Origin of the sequence: Paenibacillus lentus, assembly GCF_042714055.1 — a bacterium.
Taxonomy (GTDB): Bacteria; Bacillota; Bacilli; order Paenibacillales; family Paenibacillaceae; genus Fontibacillus; species Fontibacillus lentus_A.
Genome location: NZ_JBHGVC010000007.1, coordinates 226,300 through 252,583, shown reverse-complemented (window position 1 = coordinate 252,583; position 26,284 = coordinate 226,300). Strand labels below are relative to the sequence as shown.

Below are 26,284 nucleotides of genomic sequence, written 5' to 3'. Positions count from 1 at the left end.
CGCTCTGTAAGCAAAGAAGCTGCCCGCGTAAAATCAAATTTGAGATTTTACGCGGCAGCTAACGATCGAGCGAAGGTACTCATGATAATGCTTAGCTTGGGAGCTCCCTACGGTTTCACTTGACTGTACAGGTCGTTCATTTCTTTGACCAGATCATCGCCTCCGGTTTTTTTCCATACGTCGAACGCCGACTTTAGACCTGCTTCATCAATCTGTCCCACGATAAATTTGATGCGCGCATCATTGATGATGTTGTCAAGCTGCTGGCCTTTTTGCGAATAAACCGTGGAAATAAATGCTTCGGCAGGGTTCGTTACAATAAATTCCTCGTTGGCCTTCTGTACTTCGGCCTGCTTAATGCGAAGCGGCGTCTGCTTGACCTTCTTGGAACGGTCTTCCGGAATGAAACCGAGCATTTGGTTCAAGCCCTCCACCTCAGACTCCAGCTTCACGGTGTCCTTAATCGGCTCAACGAACTCGCCAACCGCATTGTAATGCACGCCTTCCAGACCGAAGCCGAGCATCGTCTGCATATCTGGCTCGTTCAATTGATCCAGGAAGCCGAGAACCCGCATCAGCTCCTCCTCGCTCTTCACGGACGGTTTAGGTATGGCCAATATGCCGGAGAACCCAGAGGTCGGCAGGGTATGGAGCTTGCCGTCCGTTCCCGTCACTCCGCCGATGACGTCAATATAATGGCGATCCGGCTCGTCCTTCCCTTCCTTGGCGAGAGCAGCATGTATTTTATCATCGATCCGCGCACCGACGTCGACCACATCAACGATGACGCCAGCTTTATTATTGACGATGGGATCCACCCATTTTGCGCTATCCATAACGGCAAAATCGGAGTTGATCAATTTCTCGTCGTACAATTTTTTCATAAATTTAAGCGCTTCCACATACTCCGGGTATTCATGCTCAGGCACCAGCTTTCCATCCACGATGCCCCATTTATTAGGTGCGCCGAACCAAAGCTTGATCGTGTCGAAGCCGCTGGCCCACTGCCCCGTCCATTTTACGAGCACCATGCCGTAGGTGTCGTCCTGTCCGTTCTGATCGGGATCCTGCTCCTTAAACGCCTTCAGCATATTGTAGAAATCCTCCAGGGTCTGCGGTGTTTCCATCCCTACGTTATCCAGCCAATCCTTGCGGAAGGCAATCCCGTTGCGGCCTAAGACCCGACCGCGGTAAATCCCGTAGTTCTTCCCTTCAATCGAGGAGTTCTCCATGATCACGGGGTTGGCGCCGCTCAGGTTCGGAAACTGCTGCAAATAGGGCCCAACCTCCCAAAATGCACCGGATTTGGCCGCACTGACAAAGCTCGGCGCCTTTACATCCCCGACATAAATGATGCTCGGCAGCTTGCCGGAAGCCAGAGTAATATTAAACTTATCCGCATAAGAGGCATTAGGCACCCATTCAAAGTGAATGCTGCTGTTCGTTCTTTTCTCAATTTCCTCTACGACCGGCCCATCGTCCTTCGGATAATTCGTCTTGAAAATCGGCAGCATGATCGTCAGGTTAAGTGGGGATTGCTCCGCTTGCTCTCCATTCTCATTCCCGTTGCCTTTGCCGGCGGAAGCCGGATCGGCCTCCGGTTCGCTCGAATTCCCGCCGCCGCAGCCGGCAATGACCATCACCATGGCAACGGCCAGCCATAAAGATAACCAGCGCTTCATACTTCCCATCCTTGTTTGCCTGCTCATTCACTTATAACCTCCCTTAAAGTTTCGTAAGCTTTACTTGTTCTATATGGTAAAATCATCAGACTCCTCAGACGGGAGGAGCCGATGAATTTAACCCTTGATCGAGCCTAGGAGCACTCCTTTGGCAAAATGCTTCTGCAGGAACGGGTATACGCACAGAATCGGAATCGTCCCAACCACGATCACGGCCATCTTGATCGATTGCTCTGGCGGCTGCACAAAGGTCGGATCCATGGAGCTGAGATCCCCGGCTGACTGCGAGAGCATAACGATTTGCCGTAACATCACCTGCAGCGGCCATTTACTGGGATCATTGATGTAGAGCAAGGCCGAGAAGAAGTTATTCCAGTGGCCGACGGCGTAAAACAGCGTGAAGGTTGCAAGAACAGGCTTCGAGAGCGGGAGTACGATCCGCCAGAGGAGGCTTAGCTCGTTGCAGCCGTCGATTTTGGCCGCCTCCTCCAATCCTGGGGGCAGCTCCTGAAAGAAATTTTTAACGATGATCAAATTAAATGCGCTAATGGCGCCAGGCAAAATCAATGAATTCAAGGTATCCAGCAGATGCAGCTCGCGAATGACCAGGTACGTCGGAATCATGCCCCCGCCAAACAGCATCGTGAAAATAACGAGGTTTAAAATCATATTGCGGCCCATCAGGTTGCGCCGGGCCATCGGGTAAGCCATCGTCACCGTAAAGAATAGATTGACGATCGTGCCGATAACAGTCACATAAATCGAAACTCCGATACTGCGCATGATGGTGTCCGTGGAAAAAATGAATTTATAGGCATCCAGAGAGAAAGTCGTCGGTATCAGAAATACGGCGCGTTTCGTTATTTCGGCATCCGTGGCGAAGGAGCCCGAGATGACAAATATGAAGGGCAGAACCGCCATTAGGCCAAAAATAGCGAGGAACGCATAGTTAAACACGTCGAATACTTTCTCGCCTGCGCTTTTGTATTGTTTAGCCACAGCATTTTCTCCTCTCCCCGGGTTGAAGGTCAATAAAGTCCTGCTTCCCCGGATTTTTTAGCCAGCCAGTTGGAGCCCAGCACAAGTATTACACCGATGACCGTTTTGAACAATCCAACAGCCGTACTATAGCTGAATGCCCCTTGCGTGATCCCCAACGCGTACACATAAGTATCGAACACCTCGGCGACCTCACGATTCAAAGCATTCATCATCAAATAAATTTGCTCAAACCCGTTATCCAGAATCGAGCCCATTCGTAAAATCAGCAGAATGACGATTGTGCTGCGAATGGACGGCAGGGTAATATGCCACAATTGCCTCCAGCGGCTGGCTCCATCAACGATGGCCGCCTCATATTGCTCTACATCAACGCCGGCCAGCGCCGCCAGGAAAATAATCGTTCCCCAGCCGCATTCCTTCCAGATGGTCTGCAGGATGATTAGCGGCCTAAACCAGTCCGGACTAGCCAGGAAGTCGATCTTCCTGCCTGTAAACGCATACAAAAACTCGTTGACCATGCCGCCTTCGGTCGTCAGAAATACGTAGGTCAAGCTCGCTACGATGACCATCGATATAAAATGAGGCACATAAATCAGCGTTTGAATCGTTCTTTTGAACAAGGCCAAGCGAATTTCATTGAGAAGCAAAGCCAATATGATCGGTGCCGGGAAGAAGAAAATCAAGTTGTACAGAGACAGCACCAGCGTATTGCGCAGCAGCATGAAGAAATCAGGGTTTTGGAAAAAAACCTTGAAATGCTCGACGCCTACCCACTCGCTTTTCCAAAATCCGATAAAGGGCTGGTAGTCTTTAAAGGCGAGCAATATTCCCCACATAGGCACATATTTGAAAATCAGAAAATACAGCAGACCCGGCAGCAGCAAAATATAAAGCCACTTATCGCGCTTCAGGCGCTTCCAGCGAGTCTCACGCTTGCCTCGCAAGGCTTGTTTCGTCATAAGGATGTCCGGCGCAGCCGTTGGTTTCACCCTGTTCACCTCCAAATTCATCGTGAAGTCGGCAGCTTGCAAACGATGTAGCCTCATTATGGGGCAGCGTTTATTTTCCAGCAATTAGACTTTCTTGAAGGCCTTCACAACAACGAAGCCATGCCCTTCGCACAAAAAAGTGCAAACGCGGCAAAACATTGCTATTGCCGGGAGAAAACCGCTAAGACAGACTGGTGGAGAGTAGGATAAACATCTATAGAGAGGTGGAAATGGATTGAACACGAAGCTTTATCATGGCGCCTGCCTGTACCCGGAGCTGTGGAGCCGGGAAGTGCTCCAGCAGGATATCGACTTAATGAAGCAGACGGGGATCAATGTCGTACGGATCGGGGAATTCGCCTGGTCTGTCTTTGAACCGGAGGAGGGACGCATCGATATCAGCTCGTTTGTCGAGGTGATCGAGCTGCTGCACGAGCATGGCATCGATACGGTCATGTGCACCCCGACACCTACGCCGCCGATCTGGCTGAGCCATGGCCACCCGGAACGGATGTACGTGAATGAGCACGGCACCGTGATGAATCACGGCGCACGTCAGCATGCCTGTACCAATCATCCCTATTTTCGGGAGCGGACTGCGATCATTACCGAGCATATCGCCCAGGCTGTGGGACCCTTGCCGGGGGTCATTGCCTGGCAGCTCGACAATGAGTTCAAAGCCCATGTGGCGGAGTGCATGTGCAGTACGTGCAAAGGCTTGTGGCATCGCTGGCTGGAGGAGCGATACGGTACAGTTGAGAGACTGAATGAAGCCTGGGGCACGAACGTCTGGAGCCAGACTTACCAGCGGTTTGACCAGGTGCCGCAGCCGGGCCCGGCCCCCTTCCTGCACAATTCGTCGCTGCGGACGATGTACCAGCGCTTCTCCATGGAGAAGATCGCGGAGTTCGCAGATGAACAAGCGGCCATCATCCGGCGTTATTCCTTAGCGCCGATTACGCATAACAGCAGCATCGCCTTTCACGTCGACAACGAACGATTGTTCAAGAATCTCGATTTCGCTTCGTTCGATACCTATGCATCCAAGGAGAATGCCCATGCATACTTGTTCAATTGTGATTTGTGGCGCAACCTCAAGCCGGGCAAGGATTTCTGGATCATGGAGACAAGCCCCTCCCATGCGGCTTCGTTGGAGAGCTATGCCACGCCGCATCCGAGCGGGTATGTGAAGGCAGAAGCCGTAGCGGCCTATGCCTTAGGTGCCGGGGCTTTTTGCTATTGGCTGTGGCGGCAGCAGCGCACGGGCAGCGAACAGCCGCACGGCTCTGTCGTTAGCGCCTGGGGCGAGCCGACGATCGGCCATCGCCAGGTGCTGGAGGTGGAAACGGCAAGGCAGGAGCTTGAAGAGCTTCTGCTAGAGACGAGGCCGATGCAGGCTGAAGTGGCGATGACGTATTCGGATGCGGCGAAGGCCTACATAAAGACAGAGCTGCATCGCAAGCTGAATCACCGGGGGCTGGTGAATGATTTCTATCATCGAATACTTTCGCTCGGCATCCATCGCGATATTATTCCTGAGGGAGCCGATCTTAGCGGGTACAAGCTGTTATTCACTCCTTTTCTCCCCTACGTATCCCCCCAATATTTGCAGCGGGCGCTCGATTTTACTGCCGAAGGAGGTATCTGGGTCGTCGGGCCGCTAACCGGCGGTCGTACGGAAGAGCATGCGATTCATATGGATGCGGGCCTAGGCAAGCTGGAAAAGTTGGCTGGCGTGAAAACAGTGTATACGTATCCCATGGACGGTACGGAAACAATCGGGCGCGTCTTTGGCATTTCGGCTCCGCTCTCGTTATGGAGCGCGGTATTCCAGCCCTTGGAGGGCGGCGCTGCCGTTGTAGGCGAGATACGCGAGGGACTGACGCCCGGGTTGGCGTTCGTGACCGAGCACCAGTACGGGCAGGGGAAAATCGTCATGCTTGGCTCAATGCCAAGCGGTGAAGAAGGGGATAGGCTCCTTCGGCAATTGATCAAGCATTATGCCGACGAAGCGAAGGTTACGGTGCAAAGCGATGTCACACCCGGCACCATCGTTGCACCTCGCTGTGGACCCGACGGTCAAATCGCGTGGATCATCGTCAATATGGATGGGCAAGGAGGAGGCGTAACGCTGCCTGTTTCGGGTGCGGATGCCTTGACTGGTAAAGAGATTCCGTCAGGCAAGCTGACGGTGGATGCTTTCGGGTATAGGGCGATCCGTTTTGATCATAGACGTTCTTAAGCTCAGTATTATCAAATATCGAGCGAATATCATCAGTGACGGCTCTGTTATGTGGATATAATGAACTCTATAGCTTCTTTAGGCTTCTTTGCTGTATAATATTAGGTCTATGGATTAACCTTATTTACAGGCTATCCCCAGTTTTGCTTATTTTACAGCATGAATTAGAGGAGTTTTACGCATGAAGAACCCAAGAGTCACATTAGCCATTCTGTTAACAAATTTATTTATCGCCTTTCTGGGGATCGGACTCGTTATTCCGGTACTGCCCACCATTATGAATGAGCTGAATATTAGCGGGAAAGTCGTCGGGTATATGGTGGCGGCCTTTGCGATAACACAGCTCATCATTTCGCCATTTGCCGGCCGCTGGGTTGACAAATACGGGCGTAAAGTCATGATCGTGCTTGGCCTGCTCGTCTTCGGTTTCTCGGAATTTTTGTTCGGATTCGGGAAAACGGTTGAAGTATTATTTATCTCCCGGATGCTTGGCGGGGTTAGCGCGGCGTTTATTATGCCAGCGGTAACAGCCTTTATTGCGGATATTACAACAAACGATACTAGACCAAAGGCACTTGGTTATATGTCAGCCGCCATTAGTACGGGATTTATTATCGGCCCTGGATTTGGCGGGCTTCTGGCGGAAATCGGCACGCGACTCCCGTTTTACTCTGCGGGTTTCCTGGGTGTGCTTGCTGCTATCCTTTCCTTTGTGCTGTTGAAGGAACCAGAACGTGCGAAGGAAGAAGAGTCGAAACCAGGCCAAAAAACAGGATTTCGTCGGATCTTCATTCCGATGTATTTCATCGCGTTCATATTAATTTTCGTATTGTCGTTTGGACTTGCTGCGTTTGAGTCGCTCTTTAGCTTGTTCGTCGACCATAAATTCGGCTTCACGCCAAAAGATATCGCCATCGTCATTACAGGCAGCGCGCTTGTTGGGGCAGTGGCTCAAGTTTTGCTGTTTGACCGCTTGGCAAGGCGTATGGGCGAAATTAATTTGATTCGCTATTGCTTAGGAATATCAGCGATTCTTGTGCTCCTGATGACGTTTGTAAGCTCATATTTCTCTATTTTGCTAACGACCTTTGTTCTATTTACCGGATTTGATTTAATGCGTCCAGCCATCACATCGTATTTATCGAAGATTGCTGGGAATGAACAAGGCTTTGTCGGCGGCATGAACTCTACTTTCACGAGTATAGGCAACATTTTCGGCCCGATCATTGGCGGTGTGCTATTCGACATCAATTTAAACTATCCGTACTACTTTGCCACTCTAGTCTTGGTAATCGGTACGATTATTGCTTTGTTCTGGAAGAAGCCGGAAATTGAAAATATTTCTAGTGATGCCAGTAAAATTTAAAATGCACATTGTGAAGGGTATAATTTACCGGCTGGATGATCCAAAGCTCCTCTACCTTTGCGGGAACAACGACATATAATTTAATTAAAGCGTATTAAAAATATTCGCCAAAAGCGCCCCTTCCAAAGTGGAGGGGCGCTTTTTATTTAGCGATAACGGCAGTCTATTCTAGAGTAAAGGGCTGCCTGCAGGTTGCTCGCCCTGTCTCCAACAGGTACTTTCGTCGATACGCTTTCACAGTTTAGTGTCAGCCCATTTTCTTAAAAATTAAGTTTGTAATTGTTCCAACCACTAAGCTAATTAAAAGAGCAAGCATCAATAAGTTATTAATTTATGATACTAATGAGAATTGCCTCAGCAACTTGCATATCTTCGTTTGATAACCAAACCCTAACCGTAGGAGCGATATCCCTAGTTTCTAACAAGGAGGCTATATCTGAACTTGTTACCTCCTCATACTTGCTGATGACGGTATTCTTATCGGTGCTGATATGCCTGATGAATACTTGAGTTGAGGCATTAATTTGTATATGAGCATACTCGTCATCCGTTTCTTTTTCCCCTGTCATTTGCATGTATTTTGGATTCATATATACTGTTATTTTATTTGTTTCAACAGCAGCCAAATCTCCAACCAAGTCTGCCTTTGCTTCATCCCATCCCGCCATTACCTCATCATTTTCATAAATATATTCGACCTTAGCAGTTGAGAAAGGCAGCAAATCAGGAGCAATCATCCTAATGGCGGCGCCCCCTAAAAGTCCCGCTGCCAAGAAGAAACCAATAAGAGATATCAGGAACTGATTCCGCGAGGACGTTGTTTTACGGAACCATTTATATACACCGACACCTATAGCCCCGCCAGCGAAATTCAATAAAATATCATCGATGTCGCTGCTGCCCAAAGCAAACACATACTGAATAACTTCAAGTCCAAATGAGATCAGCAGCAGGCAAAGAAATGATATGCGAAGAGGCTTGTTGTATGCGGCATAAGCCACAAAAATCCCCAAAGGAACAAATATCGCAATATTCCCTCCGATATTTGCCAAAGCCCTTCCCATGTCAATACTCTCACTTGTAAAAAATTCTATGATCGTATTAAAAGGAATCATATTGATGCTTCTTAATGACATTATTCTGGAATGGAATAATGCTGAAAAGGGAATTGTCTTAAACAAAATAATTTTAATGGTAATGAAAGCATAGACGATAAATATTAAGTAAAATATAACAATCAACAATTTGCTGGCTCCGTTTTTTTCCCGGTCATCTCCCGATCTGCTGTTTAATTTGGGTTCCATTTTACAATGGCCACCTTTCCTTAGTTTATTCCTTATGTCCCATCATATGGAAATACGTTTATCTTGAATATTTAGTTACATCTACCTTGTTTTACTTCTTTTTAAATAATATTTGTAAGGATAGAGCAATTCTCCGTTTTACTCGTTTTTCTTAATTCGTAAAGCTTAGCTTACGCAGCCTACGGAAACACAATCACAGTCACCTCTATTAAAACATGCCGTCTGGCTGGATGATCCAAAGCTCTTCTACCTTTGCGGGAACAACGACATATAATTTAATTTAAGCGTATTAATAATATTCGCCAAAAGCGCCCCTTCCAAAGTGGAGGAGCGCTTTTTATTTAGCGGTAACGGCAGTCTATTCTAGAGTAAAGGGCTGAGAATTCAGCCCCTCCGAGTAGATGGGCCACCCAACTGATGGCCCAAAACCTCACAGAAGTGCTGATTTCCCGCACCGGGCTCTTCAGAACTGGTTTTACAGCACCCTACTGACGGAGCTTGCTAGTGATCTTCGGACTGCTGTAGAGCTTGAGGGGTTGATCGTAGACTTCCTTCACATGCTCCCTCCATTCTTTGTGTCAGTTAAAAAGACAACCGTTTGAGTTGGTTGCCTTTGTAGCTAATATTTCTAATTACGTTGATTCGATTTATCAGACTGTGAATGGGGTTATGCTTAATTTCTACGTTCCTTTTGTGAAGGGTATCTTCTTGTATATGCAATAAAGATATTCAGAGCCTCAATCTCACCATGAATAATAAATATAATATAACAGGTAGTCCTACGATAGCAGATAGTATTGTGATTGCAGTACGTACTTTTTTCTCATCTCGTAATATAAACAATGAAAACTTATACCCTAAAATACCAACCCATCCACCCAAACAATTTAAAATTATGTCATCAATGTCTAATACTCCGATGCCAAAAAGCCATTGAATGATTTCAACAAATAAACTCACTATAAATATAAACAACAGATTGGTTATTACTCTTTTATCATTTTTGAATAATGGCAAATATATACCAAGGGGAATAAAAATAACTATATTGCCAACCACATTACTAAAAGCGAATGCTTTTAAAATCGCAGAGCTGCCAGATATATATTCCCTTATACTATAAAAAGGAATGAGATTGATTGACCTAAATAAAGTCCTTTGACCATTAAACAGCTCCAAAAGCGAAACTCTTGATAAGAACAATATCTTAATTAACAAAAATATATAACAAATGAAAATACCATATAAAAAGACTGTTTTAATTCGCTCTCGTTGATTCATAATACCTCCATTTTTCATTTCATCCCTGCTTATTCTCTGACGTTCAGTTTATAAATTAACTTCACTGAGTGAAAAAATCATTTTTACTTTCCCGGTCATCTCCCGATCTTCTGTTTAATTTGGGTTCCATCTTACAATGGCCACCTTTCCTTAGTTTATTTCTATGGAAATACGTTTATATTGAATATTTAGTTACATCTACCTCGTTTTTCTTAATTCGTACAGCTTAGCTTACGCAGCTTACGGAAACACAATCACAGTCACCTCTACTAAAACATGCCCTCTGGCTGGATGTTCCAAAGCTCCTCTACCTTTGCGGGAACAACGACATATAATTTAATTAAAGCGTATTAAAAATATTCGCCAAAAGCGCTCCTTCAAAAGTGGAGGGGCCGCTTTTTATTTAGCGGCAGTGCAGTCCTCTCTAGAATAAAGGGCTGAGATTTCAGCCCCTCCTCATCAGACCGTACGTGAGGTGTTCCCTCATATTGCCTTCTATATTCCCGGCATGCCTCTAATTGCTTCTGGACTTACAATACTTTGATTTCGGGCATGCAAAAAAAGCTCATTCCTACTCATGGTGCAAGTGGGAATGAACTTTTGAAAGTTTATCAAGTGTTTGTTCGTTTAGTTTGTGGTTTGTATTGTATGATCTTTTTCTGGAGCCTGTAAACCAAATATTTATTGAGACTACAGATTAATCTTTTTTATAAAATTAGTTAATAATTCAAAATACTCTTTCTGATCTTCCTCATTAGACCATTCTAAATTTGAAACGCTGCTATTAATCTTCTGTAGCAGAAGTCTAAGCCGAGACAAATCTTCAAATTTATTTACGTCGATAGAGCTAAGTAACTCTAGTAATTGACCATCATACAATTCGCCAGCCACCGGATCCAGATGGCAGTCATATTATTTCCCTCCTATACTTGCTATTTGTTTTTTGGACTTATCATCATCTAAAAAAGAGCGAGTCTCTGTAGGAATTCTTACCACGAGCCTCGCTCTAATCTTTATGATAGCTTATGCATGTTGATATTGCGCTTGATGCAGTCTGCTGTAAATTCCCCCAGCAGCAATCAGCTCAGCGTGCCCGCCTTGCTCGGCGATGCCGCTCTCGGCGATGACAATGATCCGGTCGGCATTCTTGATTGTTGCCAGGCGATGAGCGATGACCAGCGTCGTCCGTCCGATCGCCAGCTCGGACAGCGATTGTTGAATCGCCGCTTCCGTCTCCGTATCAAGCGCCGATGTCGCCTCGTCAAGAATGAGGATCGGCGGATTTTTCAGGAACATTCTGGCGATGGCAAGCCGCTGCTTCTGCCCTCCAGACAGTTTGACGCCCCGTTCGCCAATGACCGTATCCATCCCATCAGGCAATTGGCTTATCATCTCTTCCAGAGATGCCCGTCTCGCCGCTTCCCAGATTTGCTCTTCGGTAGCCTTCAGATTTCCGTACATGATGTTCTCCCGAATCGTTCCCGCGAAGAGGAACACGTCTTGTTGAACGATGCCGATATTTCTACGCAGCGACTGCAGCGTCATGTCTCGGATATCCATGCCATCCACCGTAATCCGTCCTCCATTCACATCGTAAAATCTCGGTAAGAGGCTGCAAATCGTCGTTTTTCCAGCACCTGAGGGACCGACGAACGCCACCGTTTCTCCCGCGCGAATCGACAGGTTGATTCCGTCCAGAATGTTGCGATCTGACTCATAACCGAACGTTACATTTTCGAAGCGAATATCGCCCCGCAGCGTGTCGACCGCGACTGCATCTTTCCTATCCGCAATATCCGGTTCGGTATCTAGAATCTCTATGTACCTTTTGAAACCGGCGATGCCCTTAGGATAACTCTCGATTACGGCGTTGATTTTCTCGATCGGACGGAAGAAGATATTCGATAACAATATAAAGGCCATAAATTCACCCAGCTCGATCTTGCCTTGGATATAAAACCAGGCCCCGCACACCATGACAAAAATAGTGATCAATCTCATCAGCATATAGCTGACCGAGATGCTCTTGGCCATCGTCTTGTAAGCCGTCAGCATCGTATCGCGGTAATTCCGGTTGTCAACCGCAAACAGCTTTTTCTCATGCTCTTCGTTCGCGAACGATTGCACAACGCGAATGCCGCCGACATTTTCCTCAATCCGGGCGTTGAAATTGCCGACATTGGCGAACAACCGGCGGTAAGTCTTGGTCATCTTACCTCCAAACACGATAATCAACCAGGCCATAATCGGGATGATGATGAAGGTGAGGAGTGCAAGCTCGAGATTTATGTAAGCCATCAGCGAGAAAGAACCCGCAAGGGTCATGACAGCAATAAATACATCTTCCGGGCCGTGATGCGCAAGCTCTCCGATTTCGTTCAGATCATTCGTCACCCTGCCGACCAGATGCCCCGTTTTGTGATTGTCGAAAAACCGGAACGACAGCTTCTGAATGTGCTCAAACATTTTCCGCCGCATTTCCGTCTCGATATTGACGCCTAGCATATGTCCCCAATAGGTGACGATATAGTTCAATACAGTATTCAGCGCGTAAACGCATAACAACCCAACACTTGCAAACACGATCATGCTCCAGTTTCCTCCCGGCAGCAGATCGTCAATAAACTTGCTGACGGCTAGCGGGAACCCAAGTTCCAGAACACCCGCGATGACCGCGCAACTGAAATCCAGAATGAATAGGCCTTTATAAGGCCGGTAATACGAAAAAAAACGACGCCACATTGCTATTATGTCTCCTCTTTGCATTAGTTGACTTTACCTCGTTTCATACGTGACACTTGCTAGTAGGAACAATGGAGGAACCTGCCTGAGTGCCCGGTTCGATAAACTGAAACATAGTATCGAATCACCCATTTTAAATTTATTTTACGATAATAAAAAGGGCTATTGCCGTCAGAAAAAAAGGGGAACTTTTTAATCATAACTCCTCCTATCTGCGCCCCTCCTTTGATTGCTCTAATCTCAGGTTTGGGGCATTCGTCGACTCGAGCTTCTTCCATGATTATACATCTGTTAAACAAGGGACGATAGCCCAGCTAGTTATAAATAAACATAAACAAGGCTGTCGAGCAAATCTCAACAGCCTTGTTTATGCAAGTTAATTAATAAAATGTTTAGTTATTAACAATGATTGCTTGCTGTCGACCAAGTTGCTACTGTAGTCGTTACAGTCCATGTAATTGTGATCGGAAAAAGCTCTTGCTCCTCTGGTGCTGCAGCTAATTGTTGTAGCGCTAACACATCATTCATTGTTTTCACCTCCTTTCATGAATAGGTATACGGTCTATGTAACTAATGGAGTATTCATATACCTTGTCTTCGTTACAAATTGGTTGATATTGATGATCGGCAGCCAATATAAAGGATTTGATTCTAAAATTCCTTGTAATCCTAATAGGATCCCTGCGCTTCCAGAATATAAGTCATCTGATAGGCGGTAACAGAAATTTCCCGGGAATAAACAATGATTTTCTTTGTGAATAAGAAACAAGTTTAATCGATCAACCGATTGGTGTTTGTGCTGGTCAATCATTTCATAAGTGTCATCCAGTAGAGGTGGTATCAGTAAAAAACCGCCCGCCCCATCAAATAACCCCCCAGTGAAAGTACATCTTATATGATTCAAATTAACTATTAATTTGAATTCGTCCTGATAATGCTTCTGGCCACTTACATGATTCAGATACCAAATCGCTATTCCAATTCCTATAGATCCACCTGATAAATAAGGAATCAACAATTTTCGATCATTCATCGTTTGCAGAACATGCAAGTCCTCGTCAATGTGGGTGTTTTTTAAATCAAGCTCTACTAGCTCTTGTGCCACCGCATAAAAGGTTGTATTTCTCGTAATCGCATACATCGCTGTAAAAAACAAAGATACACCTGACCATCCATCGATCAGCCCAACAGGATCAGCAGCCCAGTCGGAAACGGTTAAACTTCTATTATTTCTTAAAAAATGGTTAATATGACTTGCGATCGATTCAGCTTGCTTTAAATATTGATCATTGTTTTCTTCAAAATATAAACTGATTAAAGCAAGTCCTATTCCAGCCAAGCCTGATCTTAATGAAATATCATCGTAATTGTAAGTTAAATTGTTAAATAATTTTAAAGCTTCGTCTTTATAACCTAATTCATACAGTGTTGCAGCAATACCAGCTTTACCAGTAAACAATCCTTGTCCCTGTAATTCTAATTGTTCAGAATGAATGTTATGAATAAAATGTTGTTCAATCCAATGGATCACTTGTTTATCCACATTTCCTGTTCTAGACAAAGCTAGCGCCGCACCAGTTCCTCCAGTAAGCACATTCGTTGTTCCACCAGCAATTTCATATTGTCTAATATCACCATGAATCAAACCTTGATCTGGCACTAGATTTGCCAACATCCCTGCTCTTAGACCTTCTATCAACGAGTCTATTTCATCTGACAACCTTTTTTGAGCATAATCTATGGGGTTATATTGTTTCTCTTTTGTCGCTGATAAATGGGTGTCACATCTGTTTTCGATTTCTCGGAGAAATAAGTAGAACTCACTACCAAATTCTTGTTTAATCCACTCATTGTGATAAGATGTTATGTTATCCTCAATATTGCTTATCGGACCTATAGGCAACACACAATATCTTAGTATTTTTTTTACGGCATACCAGTCTCGTTCCTTGCGGTTTATATTTTGATTATCTGAAAATCCCATCGTATGAATTGCCGCCTTATCTTCACGATCTTTGTGATCGGCAGACTCAAAATCAATAAGTGTCACATCCATATCCTTCGTGATCATAATATTGGCTGGCTGTAAATCTCCCATGCCAACATTTTTACGATGCATCTCGGTAACAATATCTAATAAACGAAGGATTATTTGTTTCACTTCACTTATATACGGTTCTTTATCTTTACCGCGATGAAAGGGGTATTTTGCAGCTATCCACGTTTTCATATCAATCCCTTCCACATATTCTTCTACTAGAAATAAATGCTTCCAGGATTTAAAATAATCAACAGCCTTCACTACACCTTTCACATCCGCAAGCTTCGATAATGCTTCGTATTCCTTTTGCAGCCTGTCGATCGCATCTTTATTTTGTCCGTCCAGCCCTACCTTTGGCCTTGCTTCTTTAATAACTACCTTCCGTTTATCCTCATTTCTTTCAGCGATATAAATCCCGCCGCCATTTGTAAATCGCAGCGCATTTTGGAATTTATATTGTTTAAACTTAGGATTATTTTTATCAGGATCAGAAAAATGGTTGTTCAATTCTAAAAATTGATCAAAATCTTTAACAAATTCAGGCGCCTGATAATAAGGGGTACGATTATCCGGAATCAGTTGCCCTGTGGGATCTTTAATGCAAAATTCGCCTTTCTCGTTGGAAATTTTTACAAATCCCCCATATCTATAGTATATATTGCTATTCTTCCAGCATTTATCACTTAGAATATAAGGCCCATTTTCTTGATCTTTAACCTTGTCATATAAAATATGAAGTAATTGATAAAATTCTTCATCGGTTGGAGGATATATCGTTATGAATTTTCCGGAGCTTATTCTATTCCCATTTTTGGAGTTAATACTATGTAAGTAGGTTTTATTAAGAAGATGTTTAAAGGTAATTTTACGTTCGATTAAAACTTGGCTTATGTCCGCTAGAATTTGCTGTGCATTTTCCATAGTCGCACTAACATGAATCTTCCAGCCCTGATCCTTAATTTTCTTATTGGCAAAACTATAAATGATCCAAGGAGAATTCTCCTCTGTTCTAATCAAACAATCTTCAGACAAATGGTTTACCGTGTATGCAGCTATTTTGTTGCCAGCCTGCAGCTTCTCAAAATATTTTGAATTATTATTTACGTACTTAAAATAAAGATGGTTTTTATCCATATGGCTGCTCCTCCCTCATTGAAATTGTGCGCTAAATTGTAATTCACAAAATTGCTGATACAATTTATGAGTTCTTTGTAATTCATAGTGGGTTCCTTGGCCTGTTACCTTGCCATCTTCCACAAAAATAATATATTCGGAGTCCATAATCGTAGATAATCTATGAGCTATTACAATCGCGGTTCTACCCTCAATAATTTTCTTCATCGCAGACTGCACTTTTTCCTCAGACTGGCTATCCAAATTTGATGTTGCCTCATCTAACAAAATGATTTTTGGATCTTTAAGGAACATTCTTGCGATAGCAATTCTTTGTCTTTGTCCGCCGGATAAATGGAGTCCTCGCTCACCAATATGCGTGTCCAATCCATGAGGCAGCTGACTTATGAATTCCCATGCATACGCCATTTCGCAGGCTTGAATAATTTTCGCCTCATCTTGCGGTTCTAATCCAAAGATTAGATTCTCCCTTATAGTCCCGGTAATTAGACTGTGCTCCTGAGATACATAACCGATTTGAGAACGCCAGGAATGCAATGAGTAATTTTCTATACTTTCACCATCTATATAAATACTTCCGCTGGTTGGTTTGTAAAATCGCTCTAATAAGGAAACAAACGTCGTTTTTCCGCTGCCGCTTGGGCCAACTAATGCATAAGTATTACCGCTCCTAATATTCAAAGTAATGTTCTCTAAAGAAAAAGATAAATTTTCCTGAGTGTTATACTTAAAGCTCAAATTGCTAATTTCAATATCTTTGCAGCTTAGATCTAGACTCTTGCCCTCATTTATATTCTCTTCTTCCTCGGATAGCAGCTGTAAAATTCGTTCTGTTGCACCCTTGGTTTTTTGCAATTGAGAGAAGAAAAAACCAAAGTTAGAAATAGGATTGATAATATAAAAAATCAAGGTTAAAAATGCGATGAAAGTTCCTACTGTTAAACGACCATTTGCTAGCTGCACGCCACCATAGCCAATAATGATCATAATAATAATTAACATGATCATATTCAGGAATGGATTTACCGTAGCTGACCATTTGGCTTGCTTCAAACCTAGCTGCATTAAATCGTTAATATTTTTTAATCCTTTATTTATTTGATAGTTTTCAGCAGTAAAAGACTTAACCAACTTATTTTCGGAAATCATTTCGATCGCACTAACATTCAATCTTCCTGTTGACTTTTGCGTTTTTTTAGAAAGATCGGATAACGCTCTGCCTAAAGGAATAAAAAATAACAGGAATATTGGAATCGCAGCTACAATAACTAAGGATAATTCCCAGCTATAATAAAACAGCCAAAATCCACAAAATAATATGGTTAATACAGCATTGATAAATGTAGAAAATGAATGAGTGACCAAGTTGTATATCACGGTAGTGTCACTAACTAACCTACTAGCTATATCGCCTGATTGGTTTTTATCAAAAAACGCTGTTGGTAATTTAACGATTTTCGTCCAAGTCATTCCCCTTAGATTAGCTACAACCGTTAAGCCAACCTTACTTAATAAATAGCTTGATAGAACACCTGTAATCGTTACACAAACAAAAATGGCTACTAAACCAATTAAAATGCCTCGATTCAAGCTACCTGATAAGGAATAGGAGTCGATAATAATTTTTAAGACATTAGGGATAAATGTGGAAAGTATGGCGCTAGCAGAGCTTATGATACAAGCCACAGTAAAGAGTCCAACATGAGGTTTCGTTTTACGAATTAGCTCGAAGAAACTTCCCCACGAATATTGACTTCTCTCTTCTTTAGCCATCTGTTCACCTTTTCTTTTTTTTATTGGCTTTAAGTTCAATAGAGATGGTATAACTCTGATTAATTGGAAGTTGGTCAAGATACAATTTTGACGTGTTTTAACGTGTTTATGAGGTAAGTTATGGAGGTGTACAATCTAAAAACGCAGAATTTTGTGATATTACTATCAAATGAGTTCTTAAAAACATAAGACCATTTAAAACCTTAGTATCATAAATTTAACAATTATTTTCTTTTACTTTAACATGCATAATTGTAAATTTCAACATTTAAAATCCAATATTAGTAATAATAATCCATTTTTCAAATTTTCACAACATTCTCCTATTCTTGAACCCAAGAGCCTTTTCTTATAACTATTAGACAACAACCTTCTGCATTTGACGTCTACTTTTGATTTTTTGGATTTGAAGGAGAACTTGTTTTACCCGATTTCCTTTCGGGTTGTTCGTTTCACATGCAATGGGGCATAGAAAAACAACGGCACAGGATTTTCCCCATGCCGTTTCATATTCTACTTCTATTCCTTGTCTTTCTTTGAGCTTAACTTAATGACATTGCCCGCCCAGGAAATCTTTTTATATCTTAAAAATATTCGCTCTTGTGATTACAAAAAAGGCACCTTCCCGGCGCCTCATCTCTATCTTATGGTTTGCTTGTCTCTTCTATCGTCTTGATCTCCTGCGGCTTTTCTTCCTCTTCTTTGAAGTCTCCGCGGGCGCCTTTCTTGAATTCCCTTAACATCGTGCCAAAACTGCGTCCAAGTTCCGGCAGTTTGCTGGGACCGAACAACAGGAGCGCGGCAATGACCAGCAACAGCAGATGTGTTGGCCGCAACAAGTTTTCAAGCACATTTATCACTCCTCAGATATATCTTATTGTAAATTATACTACTTTATACGGTAGAAAGGGAGTTTTTCTCTTCATTTTCAGCAAATTATTGTGGGAGAAACCAAAACAGATCCCTAGGCATATGCTGTCTCAAAGCGATGCAAAGGGGTGAGCTTTTTGAGTTCCTACAGTCTGTTAGCGATCATAGCGATCGGTTTGGCGTCCAATCTGGATAACGCGGGGGTCGGAATTGCCTACGGCGTTCGAAAAATCCGCATTCCTTGGTATTCCAACCTGGCTATTGCTCTTATATCTTTTATGGCTACCTTGATCTCCGGTTTGTTTGGAAATTTAATATCTACATGGATATCCCCTTGGATTGGTCAGTTGATCGGAACGATCGTCATTATTGGTGTCGGTGTGTGGGTGCTGCTTCAGCCTTATGTAGAGAAAAAACCTGTCCCCAAGGAGACGCGGACAAATTCATTCACCAGACTTCTCCAAAATCCGGAGGAAGCGGATATGGATAGCTCAAAATCCATTAGTTTACCCGAGTCGATCCTGCTGGGAATCGCTTTGGCGATGAATGCTCTGGCGGGAGGCTTCAATGCAGGGATTACCCAATTAAACATATGGTATACCTCGCTGTCTGTCGGTATTTTCAGCTTTATTCTCCTAGCTCTTTGCGCCGGGTTCGGGGAGAAATTTGCTGCCGAGAAATTGGGTAATCGGGCGACGGTGATTTCAGGCCTGCTGCTGATCTTCATCGGTTTTCGGCAAATGTTTTGAATGGAGCAACCTCCTAATAGGTATTAGCTATCAATCATATTACATTTATATATTTAACCAATGGAGAAATTTATGTAATGATAGCAACAAGAAATGGAAAAATAGCAGGATTCGCATTTACCGTTTAGGAGGATGATTATGGGATCTATTCACGATTGGAAGCCGGAGCTGTATGACGGAAAGCTTGGATTTGTCTCTGCTTACGGAAAGGATGTCGTCAGCCTGCTCCAGGCGCAGCCGGGAGAGGAAATTCTTGATCTAGGCTGCGGTACAGGTGATTTGAGCTTTGAAATTCAGAAGGCCGGAGCTCATGTTCTTGGCATGGACTACTCGTCCTCCATGATTGAGCAGGCAAAGCAAAAATACCCTCACTCTGACTTTATAGTCGGCAATGCTGCCGATTTCTCCTTGGATCGGCCTATGGATGCGGTATTCTCCAATGCAGCTCTGCACTGGATCAAGAGCGCCGAGGATGTCATTTCTTGCGTATGGCGTGCCCTTCGGGAAGGGGGCCGATTTGTTGCTGAGTTTGGCGGCAAGGGTAATGTGGATACGATTGTCCAAAGTATCTACAAGGTGCTTTCTGAACACTACGGAATTGAAGGGGAGCCCCGGAATCCGTGGTTCTTTCCCAGTATAGGCCAATACAGCTCTATGTTGGAGGCGCAAGGCTTTCGAGTCACCTATGCCATTCATTTTGATCGACCTACTCCCCTAGAGGATGGAGAGAATGGCCTGTTTCATTGGCTCAGCGGTTTAGCGGCGGATGACTTCTTTCGAGATTTTTCGGAGAGCGGTAAAATAGAAGCTTTTCACCATATCTGTGATACAGCCAGACCCCTGCTATTTAAAGACAACGTTTGGATTGCGGATTATAAGCGAATTCGAATTGTTGCTGTTAAAGCATAATTTCACCTGGCTTGGGAAATAACAACCCTTAGGAAAGGAGGGATTACCTATGCCTAAGTCAAATCTGGGTGTGCATGAAAAATTGGAATTGCACGAGCTTCTTACCTTTAAGACAACTTGCCTTACTAAAAGCCAAACGATGATCCCTATGGTTATTGATCCAAATCTGAAGACTATTTTACAGAGCGACGTTAACGGCGGGATCGAAGATATTCAACAATTAAGAAACTTACTCGTATAGAAAAGGAGGGCAGGATCATGAACACAATTGTAAATAATATGACAGGAATGAATGCAATGACCGATCAGGTGATTGCCTCGGATTTACTGATTGCCTCAAAAAGCGGAATCAAAAACTATGCAGCAGCCCTCACGGAAGCGGCAACCCCAGAGGTTAGAAATGCGCTGCGCGATCAACTAAACAAGGCTGTAAACCTTCACGAGCAAATTTTCAATTACATGAAGGACAACGGATATTATAATGCTTACGACCCGGATCAGCAAATTCAGATGGATATTCAAAACGCTGATAAGGTATTGAATTCGCCGAATGCGTAGTTAATGTAAATGAGCCAAAACGCCGCCATGACTCTCATGGCGGCGTTTTTAGATTAAATAAAGCAAGGTCTATTAAATGTAGATCAAAAGTCACAAGTTTGTATTTTTAGAACTTTTCATTTAGGCTATAATTAAATAACCGGATTACTCTCGTCTTCTTTGCCTAACGATAATGTTATTGGTATACCGGGGCTTTTATTATGATGAGAGGTGTTTAATTTGCTCTGGCTTTACAATTATGAAGAAGATTTGCAGCAAGCGTTCGCTACTGCGAACAAGTTATTATCTGCACTCCCCCCCTCTTTTAGCCAACCAGCCCTTGACTTCCTCGACAAGTTCCATGTCATGAAGGAGAATCGCTCAAAAAATTACATATGCTATCTTCTCCCGTTCTGGCTGCAGGAGAAGTCAGAAGTATCCGTCGCAGTTTGCCGCAAAATAGCGGTTGCAAACATATTCGGGATGATGTACTATCACCTGATCGATGAACTCATGGATAATCCTGAAGCAAGATTCAAGCATCAGCTTCCTCTGAGCGACCTAATCCACTTCGAGTTTATGAGCATCTACAGAGAATACTTTCCCATCGGTTCTCCGTTCTGGTCATATTTCCGGAAATATGTCATCGAATGGGCGGAAGCCGTCACGTACGAGAACAACAATAATTTCTTTCTGGAGCAGCCCGTTCGAGTTGCTCATAAGGCTGCGCCTGTCAAGCTGTCGGTAGCCGCGATTTGCTTGCTTTCTAACCAGGAGCATAAGATTCCTTTACTCGAAGATAGCGTGGATACCGTTCTGATTACACTGCAAATGCTGGATGATTGGATGGATTGGGAGAAGGATCTCCAGGAAGGCAGTTATAATTGCCTCATCGCTCTTATTCAAAGCAACAAGAGGCTGCCGGAGAATCAGTTGCCTACGCCGGAAGAGATTAAACAGGCTATCTTTACGGAAGGTATTTTGCTTGAGTATGCACGGCAGGCGGAAACTCATCACAGCTCGCTAGTAAACGTTCGCTCTCACGCTCGCCACCTCTATGAGTTCCATGAATTCCTCCTCCAAAATGTTCAACAAGGTGCTGAACAAATTGAAACAGATAAAAGATTGTTGGAAAAGGGCGGATTAGAGTACTGGTTGTCGAAAAAAACGGGCAATTCCTAGATTAAAACTGTGACTAATGTTATAATATGTGAGGTACTTATAACCATTTTTTCTGAGAAAGGGTGATCTTATGACAACATCAGGAGCTCTCCTTCAGACGCAAATTATTCAGAAAGCCTGGCAAGACCCTAGTTTCAAAGCCAAACTGCTAGCGGACCCTAAGGCTGCTATTCAGGAGGTGCTTGGAGTAACAATTCCAGATCATATTAAAGTAAAGACAATTGAGGAAAATTCCGACGAATTTTATCTTGTTCTTCCCCCTAATCCGTCGGAAGTAGTTAAAAGCGACATCAAGCCAAATGCTGTGTGGGGTAATTAAATAATAAAAATGGGTGGGACATGAACGCAAGCATCTTGCTACCCTTCAGGTTTGTTAACTTGAGGGAAACGGATAATTGCTTCCGTTCCTACCCCTTCTTCACTTGTAAACTGAACTTCTCCTTGCATAGCTTCTATTATTCTAAAAGTAACCATTAATCCTAAACCTGTTCCTTTGGTTTTCGTGGAGAAATACGGTTCGCCCAATCTGGCTAGTACCTCTGCGTCCATTCCTTCCCCATTATCTTTGATATGAACTGCTACCTTTCCCTTTTCTTCATGCGCCCATATTTGAATATCCCCGTCCCCATGAAGTGCCTCGATACTATTTTTAATCATATTAATAAAAGCTTGCTTAAACTTTGAAGAATTCCCTCTTATATATAAATCGTTAGGGATATGAACAGAAATTCTACCTCCTTGCAAATTTACCATAGGTACTAATATCCCCTCTATATGTATAAATTCATTTAACAAATTTAGAGTAGTAACCTTGCCAACTTCAGGCTTAGCAAACGTTAGGAAATCAGTAATGATGTTCGAAGCACGATCCAGTTCATCCAACGCCATATTCAGATACACTTTATCAGAATTATGTTGCTTTTCTGCAAGCAGTTGTAAAAAGCCTCTGGTGACTTGTAACGGATTACGAACCTCATGGGCAACAGAAGCGGCCATTTCACTGATAATCTCCATTTTTTCTGCACGCTGCAGCTCATTGTTGAACATTTCTAACTGTCTGGAGTATTCTACAACCTGTTTGTGATTTTCTGCAAATCTTCTGCCCAATATAATAATCAAGGAGATGAGGAAGCTAACCACGCCCCATTTCCACAGAAACAAGTCATAATAAGCCGATTTAAAATAAAACCAACCCAATTCTCCAATTCCTAGCACAGCAAATATTGCGAAACCAGAAGAAAAAATAATAGCTTCTTTATTACCTCTAATTGCGTACACGGTTGAGGTGCTTACTAATATAACAAATTGGATAATCATAACAAGCCCTAATACAGTAGCAGAAATAAAACTATATACATCATGATACTGGTACCCGGACAAGTTGTTAATAATCATTGCCAATAAACAAAACAATGAGTAATATACTTGAAACTTTCTAAACTTTGTAATGATTGAATAATAACCAGATCCAAATATTTTCTCGAAGAAGAACGTAAAGGAAGGCAATAATAAAAATAAGGATAGGTCAAATAAAGTAACATAGAAGTCCCCATAGTTGCCTAGCAAAGAATATAAAAAAGACGAATAAGTAATTACAATAACTCCACAGGATAAAATTACAGCACACAACGCCAACCAGGTGGAAACATTTTCAGAGTTTAAAAAGAATAAGCAAAACAACATAACGGCTGCAATAAAAACAAGAGCGCTGCCTAAAATGAAATCAGAAATATTACTTTTTATGTATTCAATTTGCAGTGTAGAAAAGTCCCCAATACGTATTATATCTTGGACTCCGATCCTATTACTCGAATTGATTCCTATATATAAGTAGCTATCCTTAAACTCTTGTTTTAAAGGAACAAGTATCGTATTAATCTCATAATTATACTCTCGGTTTGATTCATAAATAACCTGATCATTGACCATCATCAAGATGTTATGACCATAGACTTTATCTAATAACATTGCAGGAGAATCAAAGTTAACTTCAGGGATCCTCATTCTGATCCATTGTGTATCATATCCATTAGTTTTAGTAGGAATCTGAGTTAACGCATTAAAATGATTCCATTCTTCTACCTTTGCCAACTCTTGTTCAGTCCGGTTCAAATGGCTGTTATCAGTCCATGCTATCTCCCACTGAGTTATAATATTATCATTTGATTCATTATTACTAGAGCCCTCTAGTAAATAAGCGCAATAAGCTACTAATAATACTCCAAAAAGGATAGCTACGACTTTGAACAACCTTTTCATTTCAGCACCCCTGCCAATAAAATAAGGACATTTTACAATCCCTCATTGTAATATTCGATATAATCCCTCTTAAACCTTCAATATTCTGGAAAAAATTTAAATTTTTCTATCATATATTGTCATCTGCAAGAAAATAATTTGAAGTGTTTATAACTACCCCTTCTCATTTCCTCCAGCGATAATTGTATCGCACATTTCAGTCCAATATGCTGCTGAAGCTCTGCTGCCATCTTTGAAGCTGTCCGTATAGCTCCTCTGACGTAGTACCGTCGTATAGCTTTCTATAGTCCGGTACGATCGAAGGATAAAATTGCCCCAAAGTGTTAATATACCATGACTTTACGTCCTGGGATAGACGTAGGAGAGGTCTGTACAGAATCCATATCCATTCAGGATACATACAGCAAATAAAAGCTCCCGAAGCCATTCTGAACCCCGATCAAGGCTTTGCACCTTCAGAAAACAACTTGGCGACCGCTCCCCAGTAGAATACCGGAAATCGATCGCCGCTTAAAATACTCTTTTTTACTGTCTACTTGACGGGGCTATGACCACTTTACGTTTTTCAATTCCCTCTTTTTAGGTAAGAAGGAACGCCAGTTGAACCATCTTCGAGGAATGCCGTAAACCGCATTTGCAGCTGTAGAGGCCACGACATGACGGCTTGTCCGCAGTGAATGAGTAACTTTTGAGCTCGCCGGTAATGACTCCGCCGTATACCCCTGTTTCGACATCGCTTCCTCGAACTCTTTTTGGGCTGCCTGTTTAGCCTTGAATAGCATCATTTGTACCCTGCTGTATACATTAATCGCCCCGTCTCCCGTCGTTTCGATTGGAAGAAAGATGGCATCAGGGTATTTTTCGGTGATCAACGATTGAACACCGTCAGATACACCGGAGGATGGCATGCAGCCGAAAGGCTTGACGGAGATAGTCATATTGACTTTCCGTTTAACTACGTTGAGAATCAGCTTCCCCACTTCCATATGGCCTTCTCCGCCTCGCAGCTGGTTGTTGTAATGTTCATCTGCAACCCGGGCAATTTCCACCATATCCGGCAAGTGATAGCCATGCAGACCGATAATCCGGGCATACGTCTGAAAAATGATTCGAACGCCGATGTCGGCAAGAGCGAGCATCCGCAGTGTTCGAACAGGATTTTTTCCTTTCAGGCCTTGACGACCGGAGTCTGCTTTCCGCAGATTCATGCGCTTCCTCGTATCGTAACGTCCTGACCAGATAAGAAACAGAATCCAAGCCGTAACCGATTGGACTTCAACCTCGGCTCCCTCGCCTTCCAGAAACCTTTGCAGTTGATAGTTGCCGTCCCCCTCCGTCGTCATGGCCCAGAACTCTCCGATAATGCTTACTTTCGGTCTTACCTGCGTCCGGTTTACTCGAACAGCCCGCAGTTCTTTACGGCAGCGGAGAAGTGCCGGAAGCAGCTGTTTTCTCTGACTTAAAGCGTCATATAGAACCTGTTTGCAGCGTGTCAAGGCAGCGTCAGTCGCACCTTCCTCCACTTCGTAAGGACGGATGCGATACCCCAGTGCATTGAGAATGTCCCCTAGCACAACGGCCTTCAGAAAGCTGACGAAAAACGAAGTATCTAATTTTAGCGCCGATTCGCCGCCGGTCGCTTGCTTCAAGCCGTCTGTCTGTTGAAAAAGGAGCACGCGAAATCCTTCAAAACCTGCATCCCGCAGTGCTTTTCGGTATTCCGTGACATAAGTGCCGAAACGACACGGACCGCAGGAGCCGCTCGTTACGAACAGATAGTTACCGATAATTTCTTCTTTCGATTTCCCTTCCACATCGCGGAGATGGTGCAAATATTTAATCAAATTGCCCACCGTGAAATACGTTGGATTGCATTGTCCGCGGTTCCCGAATTCTTTGCCGTATCGCAGCGACTCGTTATCCGGACAATCCATATTTTTCACCTTGTATCCCAATCCTGACAAAGCGCCCTCCACCAAATAATCCTGAGCCATCGTCAGACCGCCGAACAGAATAGTCGTGGTCGCTTTGTCTTTGGCCAGAAATTGACGGGGTACCGGATCAAACCATTGATGCCTGGACGGGGAATTCAATCCGAGCGCTTTTTCCTGTACGATTTGAAACAGAGGAAATTCATCCTCAATCCTAGGATGACTTTGCGACGGCTCGGTGCTTTTCTTAGTAGCCATAACATGCTTCACTCCTTTGTACATAAAGGTTTT

The 26,284-nt window shown here is 43.5% G+C and carries 20 protein-coding genes; 8 read left to right on the top strand and 12 right to left on the bottom strand.

Annotated features, from left to right (window positions below; translation table 11 throughout):
• Positions 1 to 107 precede the first annotated feature (107 nt).
• The 3 genes from ACE3MQ_RS17805 to ACE3MQ_RS17795 form a co-directional block, all read right to left on the bottom strand.
• The gene (locus ACE3MQ_RS17805; RefSeq protein ID WP_379395046.1) at positions 108 to 1,709 is read right to left on the bottom strand and encodes a hypothetical protein; all 1,602 of its coding nucleotides are present in this window, start codon (positions 1,707 to 1,709) and stop codon (positions 108 to 110) included.
• Positions 1,710 to 1,799: 90 nt separating this feature from the next.
• On the bottom strand, positions 1,800 to 2,681 hold the full coding sequence (locus ACE3MQ_RS17800; RefSeq protein WP_379395044.1) for a carbohydrate ABC transporter permease: 882 nt from the start codon (positions 2,679 to 2,681) through the stop codon (positions 1,800 to 1,802).
• A 29-nt stretch (positions 2,682 to 2,710) separates the two neighbouring features.
• Positions 2,711 to 3,643 (bottom strand): ABC transporter permease, encoded by a 933-nt coding sequence (locus ACE3MQ_RS17795; RefSeq protein WP_379395122.1) that lies wholly within the window; start codon positions 3,641 to 3,643, stop codon positions 2,711 to 2,713.
• A 265-nt stretch (positions 3,644 to 3,908) separates the two neighbouring features.
• Here ACE3MQ_RS17795 and ACE3MQ_RS17790 point away from each other — a divergent pair, with 265 nt between their 5' ends.
• Positions 3,909 to 5,915 (top strand): beta-galactosidase, encoded by a 2,007-nt coding sequence (locus tag ACE3MQ_RS17790; protein WP_379395042.1) that lies wholly within the window; start codon positions 3,909 to 3,911, stop codon positions 5,913 to 5,915.
• A 181-nt stretch (positions 5,916 to 6,096) separates the two neighbouring features.
• Positions 6,097 to 7,281 (top strand): multidrug efflux MFS transporter NorA, encoded by a 1,185-nt coding sequence (norA, locus tag ACE3MQ_RS17785; protein ID WP_379395040.1) that lies wholly within the window; start codon positions 6,097 to 6,099, stop codon positions 7,279 to 7,281.
• A gap of 326 nt (positions 7,282 to 7,607) precedes the next feature.
• Here the strand turns inward: norA and ACE3MQ_RS17780 are convergent, their stop codons facing one another.
• The 7 genes from ACE3MQ_RS17780 to tatA form a co-directional block, all read right to left on the bottom strand.
• On the bottom strand, positions 7,608 to 8,585 hold the full coding sequence (locus ACE3MQ_RS17780; RefSeq protein ID WP_379395038.1) for a VanZ family protein: 978 nt from the start codon (positions 8,583 to 8,585) through the stop codon (positions 7,608 to 7,610).
• A gap of 729 nt (positions 8,586 to 9,314) precedes the next feature.
• Entirely contained in the window at positions 9,315 to 9,884 is a 570-nt protein-coding gene (locus ACE3MQ_RS17775) for a VanZ family protein (protein ID WP_379395036.1), read from the bottom strand.
• 1,005 nt (positions 9,885 to 10,889) lie between these two features.
• Complete coding sequence (locus tag ACE3MQ_RS17770; protein WP_379395034.1) at positions 10,890 to 12,608, bottom strand: ABC transporter ATP-binding protein; 1,719 nt, start codon at positions 12,606 to 12,608, stop codon at positions 10,890 to 10,892.
• A 399-nt stretch (positions 12,609 to 13,007) separates the two neighbouring features.
• Positions 13,008 to 13,136, bottom strand: coding sequence for a class III lanthipeptide (locus tag ACE3MQ_RS17765; RefSeq protein WP_379395032.1), 129 nt, complete (start codon positions 13,134 to 13,136; stop codon positions 13,008 to 13,010).
• A 34-nt stretch (positions 13,137 to 13,170) separates the two neighbouring features.
• On the bottom strand, positions 13,171 to 15,783 hold the full coding sequence (gene lanKC / locus ACE3MQ_RS17760) for a class III lanthionine synthetase LanKC (protein ID WP_379395030.1): 2,613 nt from the start codon (positions 15,781 to 15,783) through the stop codon (positions 13,171 to 13,173).
• 15 nt (positions 15,784 to 15,798) lie between these two features.
• Positions 15,799 to 17,556, bottom strand: coding sequence for an ABC transporter ATP-binding protein (locus ACE3MQ_RS17755; protein ID WP_379395028.1), 1,758 nt, complete (start codon positions 17,554 to 17,556; stop codon positions 15,799 to 15,801).
• Positions 17,557 to 18,200: 644 nt separating this feature from the next.
• On the bottom strand, positions 18,201 to 18,407 hold the full coding sequence (gene tatA, locus ACE3MQ_RS17750; RefSeq protein ID WP_379395026.1) for a twin-arginine translocase TatA/TatE family subunit: 207 nt from the start codon (positions 18,405 to 18,407) through the stop codon (positions 18,201 to 18,203).
• Positions 18,408 to 18,563: 156 nt separating this feature from the next.
• Between tatA and ytaF the strand changes: the two genes are divergently transcribed.
• The 6 genes from ytaF (at position 18,564) to ACE3MQ_RS17720 (ending at position 22,122) form a co-directional block, all read left to right on the top strand.
• Positions 18,564 to 19,175 (top strand): sporulation membrane protein YtaF, encoded by a 612-nt coding sequence (gene ytaF / locus ACE3MQ_RS17745; RefSeq protein ID WP_379395024.1) that lies wholly within the window; start codon positions 18,564 to 18,566, stop codon positions 19,173 to 19,175.
• A 138-nt stretch (positions 19,176 to 19,313) separates the two neighbouring features.
• Positions 19,314 to 20,084 carry a class I SAM-dependent methyltransferase gene (locus ACE3MQ_RS17740; protein ID WP_379395020.1) on the top strand — a complete coding sequence of 257 codons (771 nt, stop codon included), beginning with the start codon at positions 19,314 to 19,316 and terminating at the stop codon, positions 20,082 to 20,084.
• A gap of 49 nt (positions 20,085 to 20,133) precedes the next feature.
• Positions 20,134 to 20,325 carry a hypothetical protein gene (locus ACE3MQ_RS17735; RefSeq protein WP_379395018.1) on the top strand — a complete coding sequence of 64 codons (192 nt, stop codon included), beginning with the start codon at positions 20,134 to 20,136 and terminating at the stop codon, positions 20,323 to 20,325.
• 17 nt (positions 20,326 to 20,342) lie between these two features.
• The gene (locus ACE3MQ_RS17730) at positions 20,343 to 20,642 is read left to right on the top strand and encodes a spore coat protein (protein ID WP_379395016.1); all 300 of its coding nucleotides are present in this window, start codon (positions 20,343 to 20,345) and stop codon (positions 20,640 to 20,642) included.
• Positions 20,643 to 20,852: 210 nt separating this feature from the next.
• A complete protein-coding gene (locus ACE3MQ_RS17725) occupies positions 20,853 to 21,803 on the top strand; it encodes a hypothetical protein (RefSeq protein ID WP_379395014.1) in 951 nt (316 codons plus the stop codon).
• A gap of 70 nt (positions 21,804 to 21,873) precedes the next feature.
• A complete protein-coding gene (locus ACE3MQ_RS17720; RefSeq protein WP_379395012.1) occupies positions 21,874 to 22,122 on the top strand; it encodes an NHLP leader peptide family RiPP precursor in 249 nt (82 codons plus the stop codon).
• 38 nt (positions 22,123 to 22,160) lie between these two features.
• Here the strand turns inward: ACE3MQ_RS17720 and ACE3MQ_RS17715 are convergent, their stop codons facing one another.
• Positions 22,161 to 24,062 carry an ATP-binding protein gene (locus ACE3MQ_RS17715; RefSeq protein WP_379395010.1) on the bottom strand — a complete coding sequence of 634 codons (1,902 nt, stop codon included), beginning with the start codon at positions 24,060 to 24,062 and terminating at the stop codon, positions 22,161 to 22,163.
• Between the two features lie 545 nt (positions 24,063 to 24,607).
• A complete protein-coding gene (locus ACE3MQ_RS17710; protein WP_379395007.1) occupies positions 24,608 to 26,251 on the bottom strand; it encodes a 2-hydroxyglutaryl-CoA dehydratase in 1,644 nt (547 codons plus the stop codon).
• Between the last annotated feature and the right edge of the window lie 33 nt (positions 26,252 to 26,284).

Bases quoted from the DNA above. Each gene is read 5' to 3' on its own strand.
- ACE3MQ_RS17795 (WP_379395122.1), bottom strand. From the start codon at position 3,643: ATGACGAAACAAGCCTTGCGAGGCAAGCGTGAGACTCGCTGGAAGCGC.
- ACE3MQ_RS17765 (WP_379395032.1), bottom strand. From the start codon at position 13,136: ATGAATGATGTGTTAGCGCTACAACAATTAGCTGCAGCACCAGAGGAG.
- ACE3MQ_RS17710 (WP_379395007.1), bottom strand. From the start codon at position 26,251: ATGGCTACTAAGAAAAGCACCGAGCCGTCGCAAAGTCATCCTAGGATT.
- ACE3MQ_RS17735 (WP_379395018.1), top strand. From the start codon at position 20,134: ATGCCTAAGTCAAATCTGGGTGTGCATGAAAAATTGGAATTGCACGAG.
- ACE3MQ_RS17755 (WP_379395028.1), bottom strand. From the start codon at position 17,556: ATGGCTAAAGAAGAGAGAAGTCAATATTCGTGGGGAAGTTTCTTCGAG.
- ACE3MQ_RS17715 (WP_379395010.1), bottom strand. From the start codon at position 24,062: ATGAAAAGGTTGTTCAAAGTCGTAGCTATCCTTTTTGGAGTATTATTA.
- norA (WP_379395040.1), top strand. From the start codon at position 6,097: ATGAAGAACCCAAGAGTCACATTAGCCATTCTGTTAACAAATTTATTT.
- ACE3MQ_RS17805 (WP_379395046.1), bottom strand. From the start codon at position 1,709: ATGAGCAGGCAAACAAGGATGGGAAGTATGAAGCGCTGGTTATCTTTA.
- ACE3MQ_RS17730 (WP_379395016.1), top strand. From the start codon at position 20,343: ATGAACACAATTGTAAATAATATGACAGGAATGAATGCAATGACCGAT.
- ACE3MQ_RS17720 (WP_379395012.1), top strand. From the start codon at position 21,874: ATGACAACATCAGGAGCTCTCCTTCAGACGCAAATTATTCAGAAAGCC.
- lanKC (WP_379395030.1), bottom strand. From the start codon at position 15,783: ATGGATAAAAACCATCTTTATTTTAAGTACGTAAATAATAATTCAAAA.
- ACE3MQ_RS17740 (WP_379395020.1), top strand. From the start codon at position 19,314: ATGGGATCTATTCACGATTGGAAGCCGGAGCTGTATGACGGAAAGCTT.
- ACE3MQ_RS17770 (WP_379395034.1), bottom strand. From the start codon at position 12,608: ATGTGGCGTCGTTTTTTTTCGTATTACCGGCCTTATAAAGGCCTATTC.
- ACE3MQ_RS17780 (WP_379395038.1), bottom strand. From the start codon at position 8,585: ATGGAACCCAAATTAAACAGCAGATCGGGAGATGACCGGGAAAAAAAC.
- ACE3MQ_RS17775 (WP_379395036.1), bottom strand. From the start codon at position 9,884: ATGAAAAATGGAGGTATTATGAATCAACGAGAGCGAATTAAAACAGTC.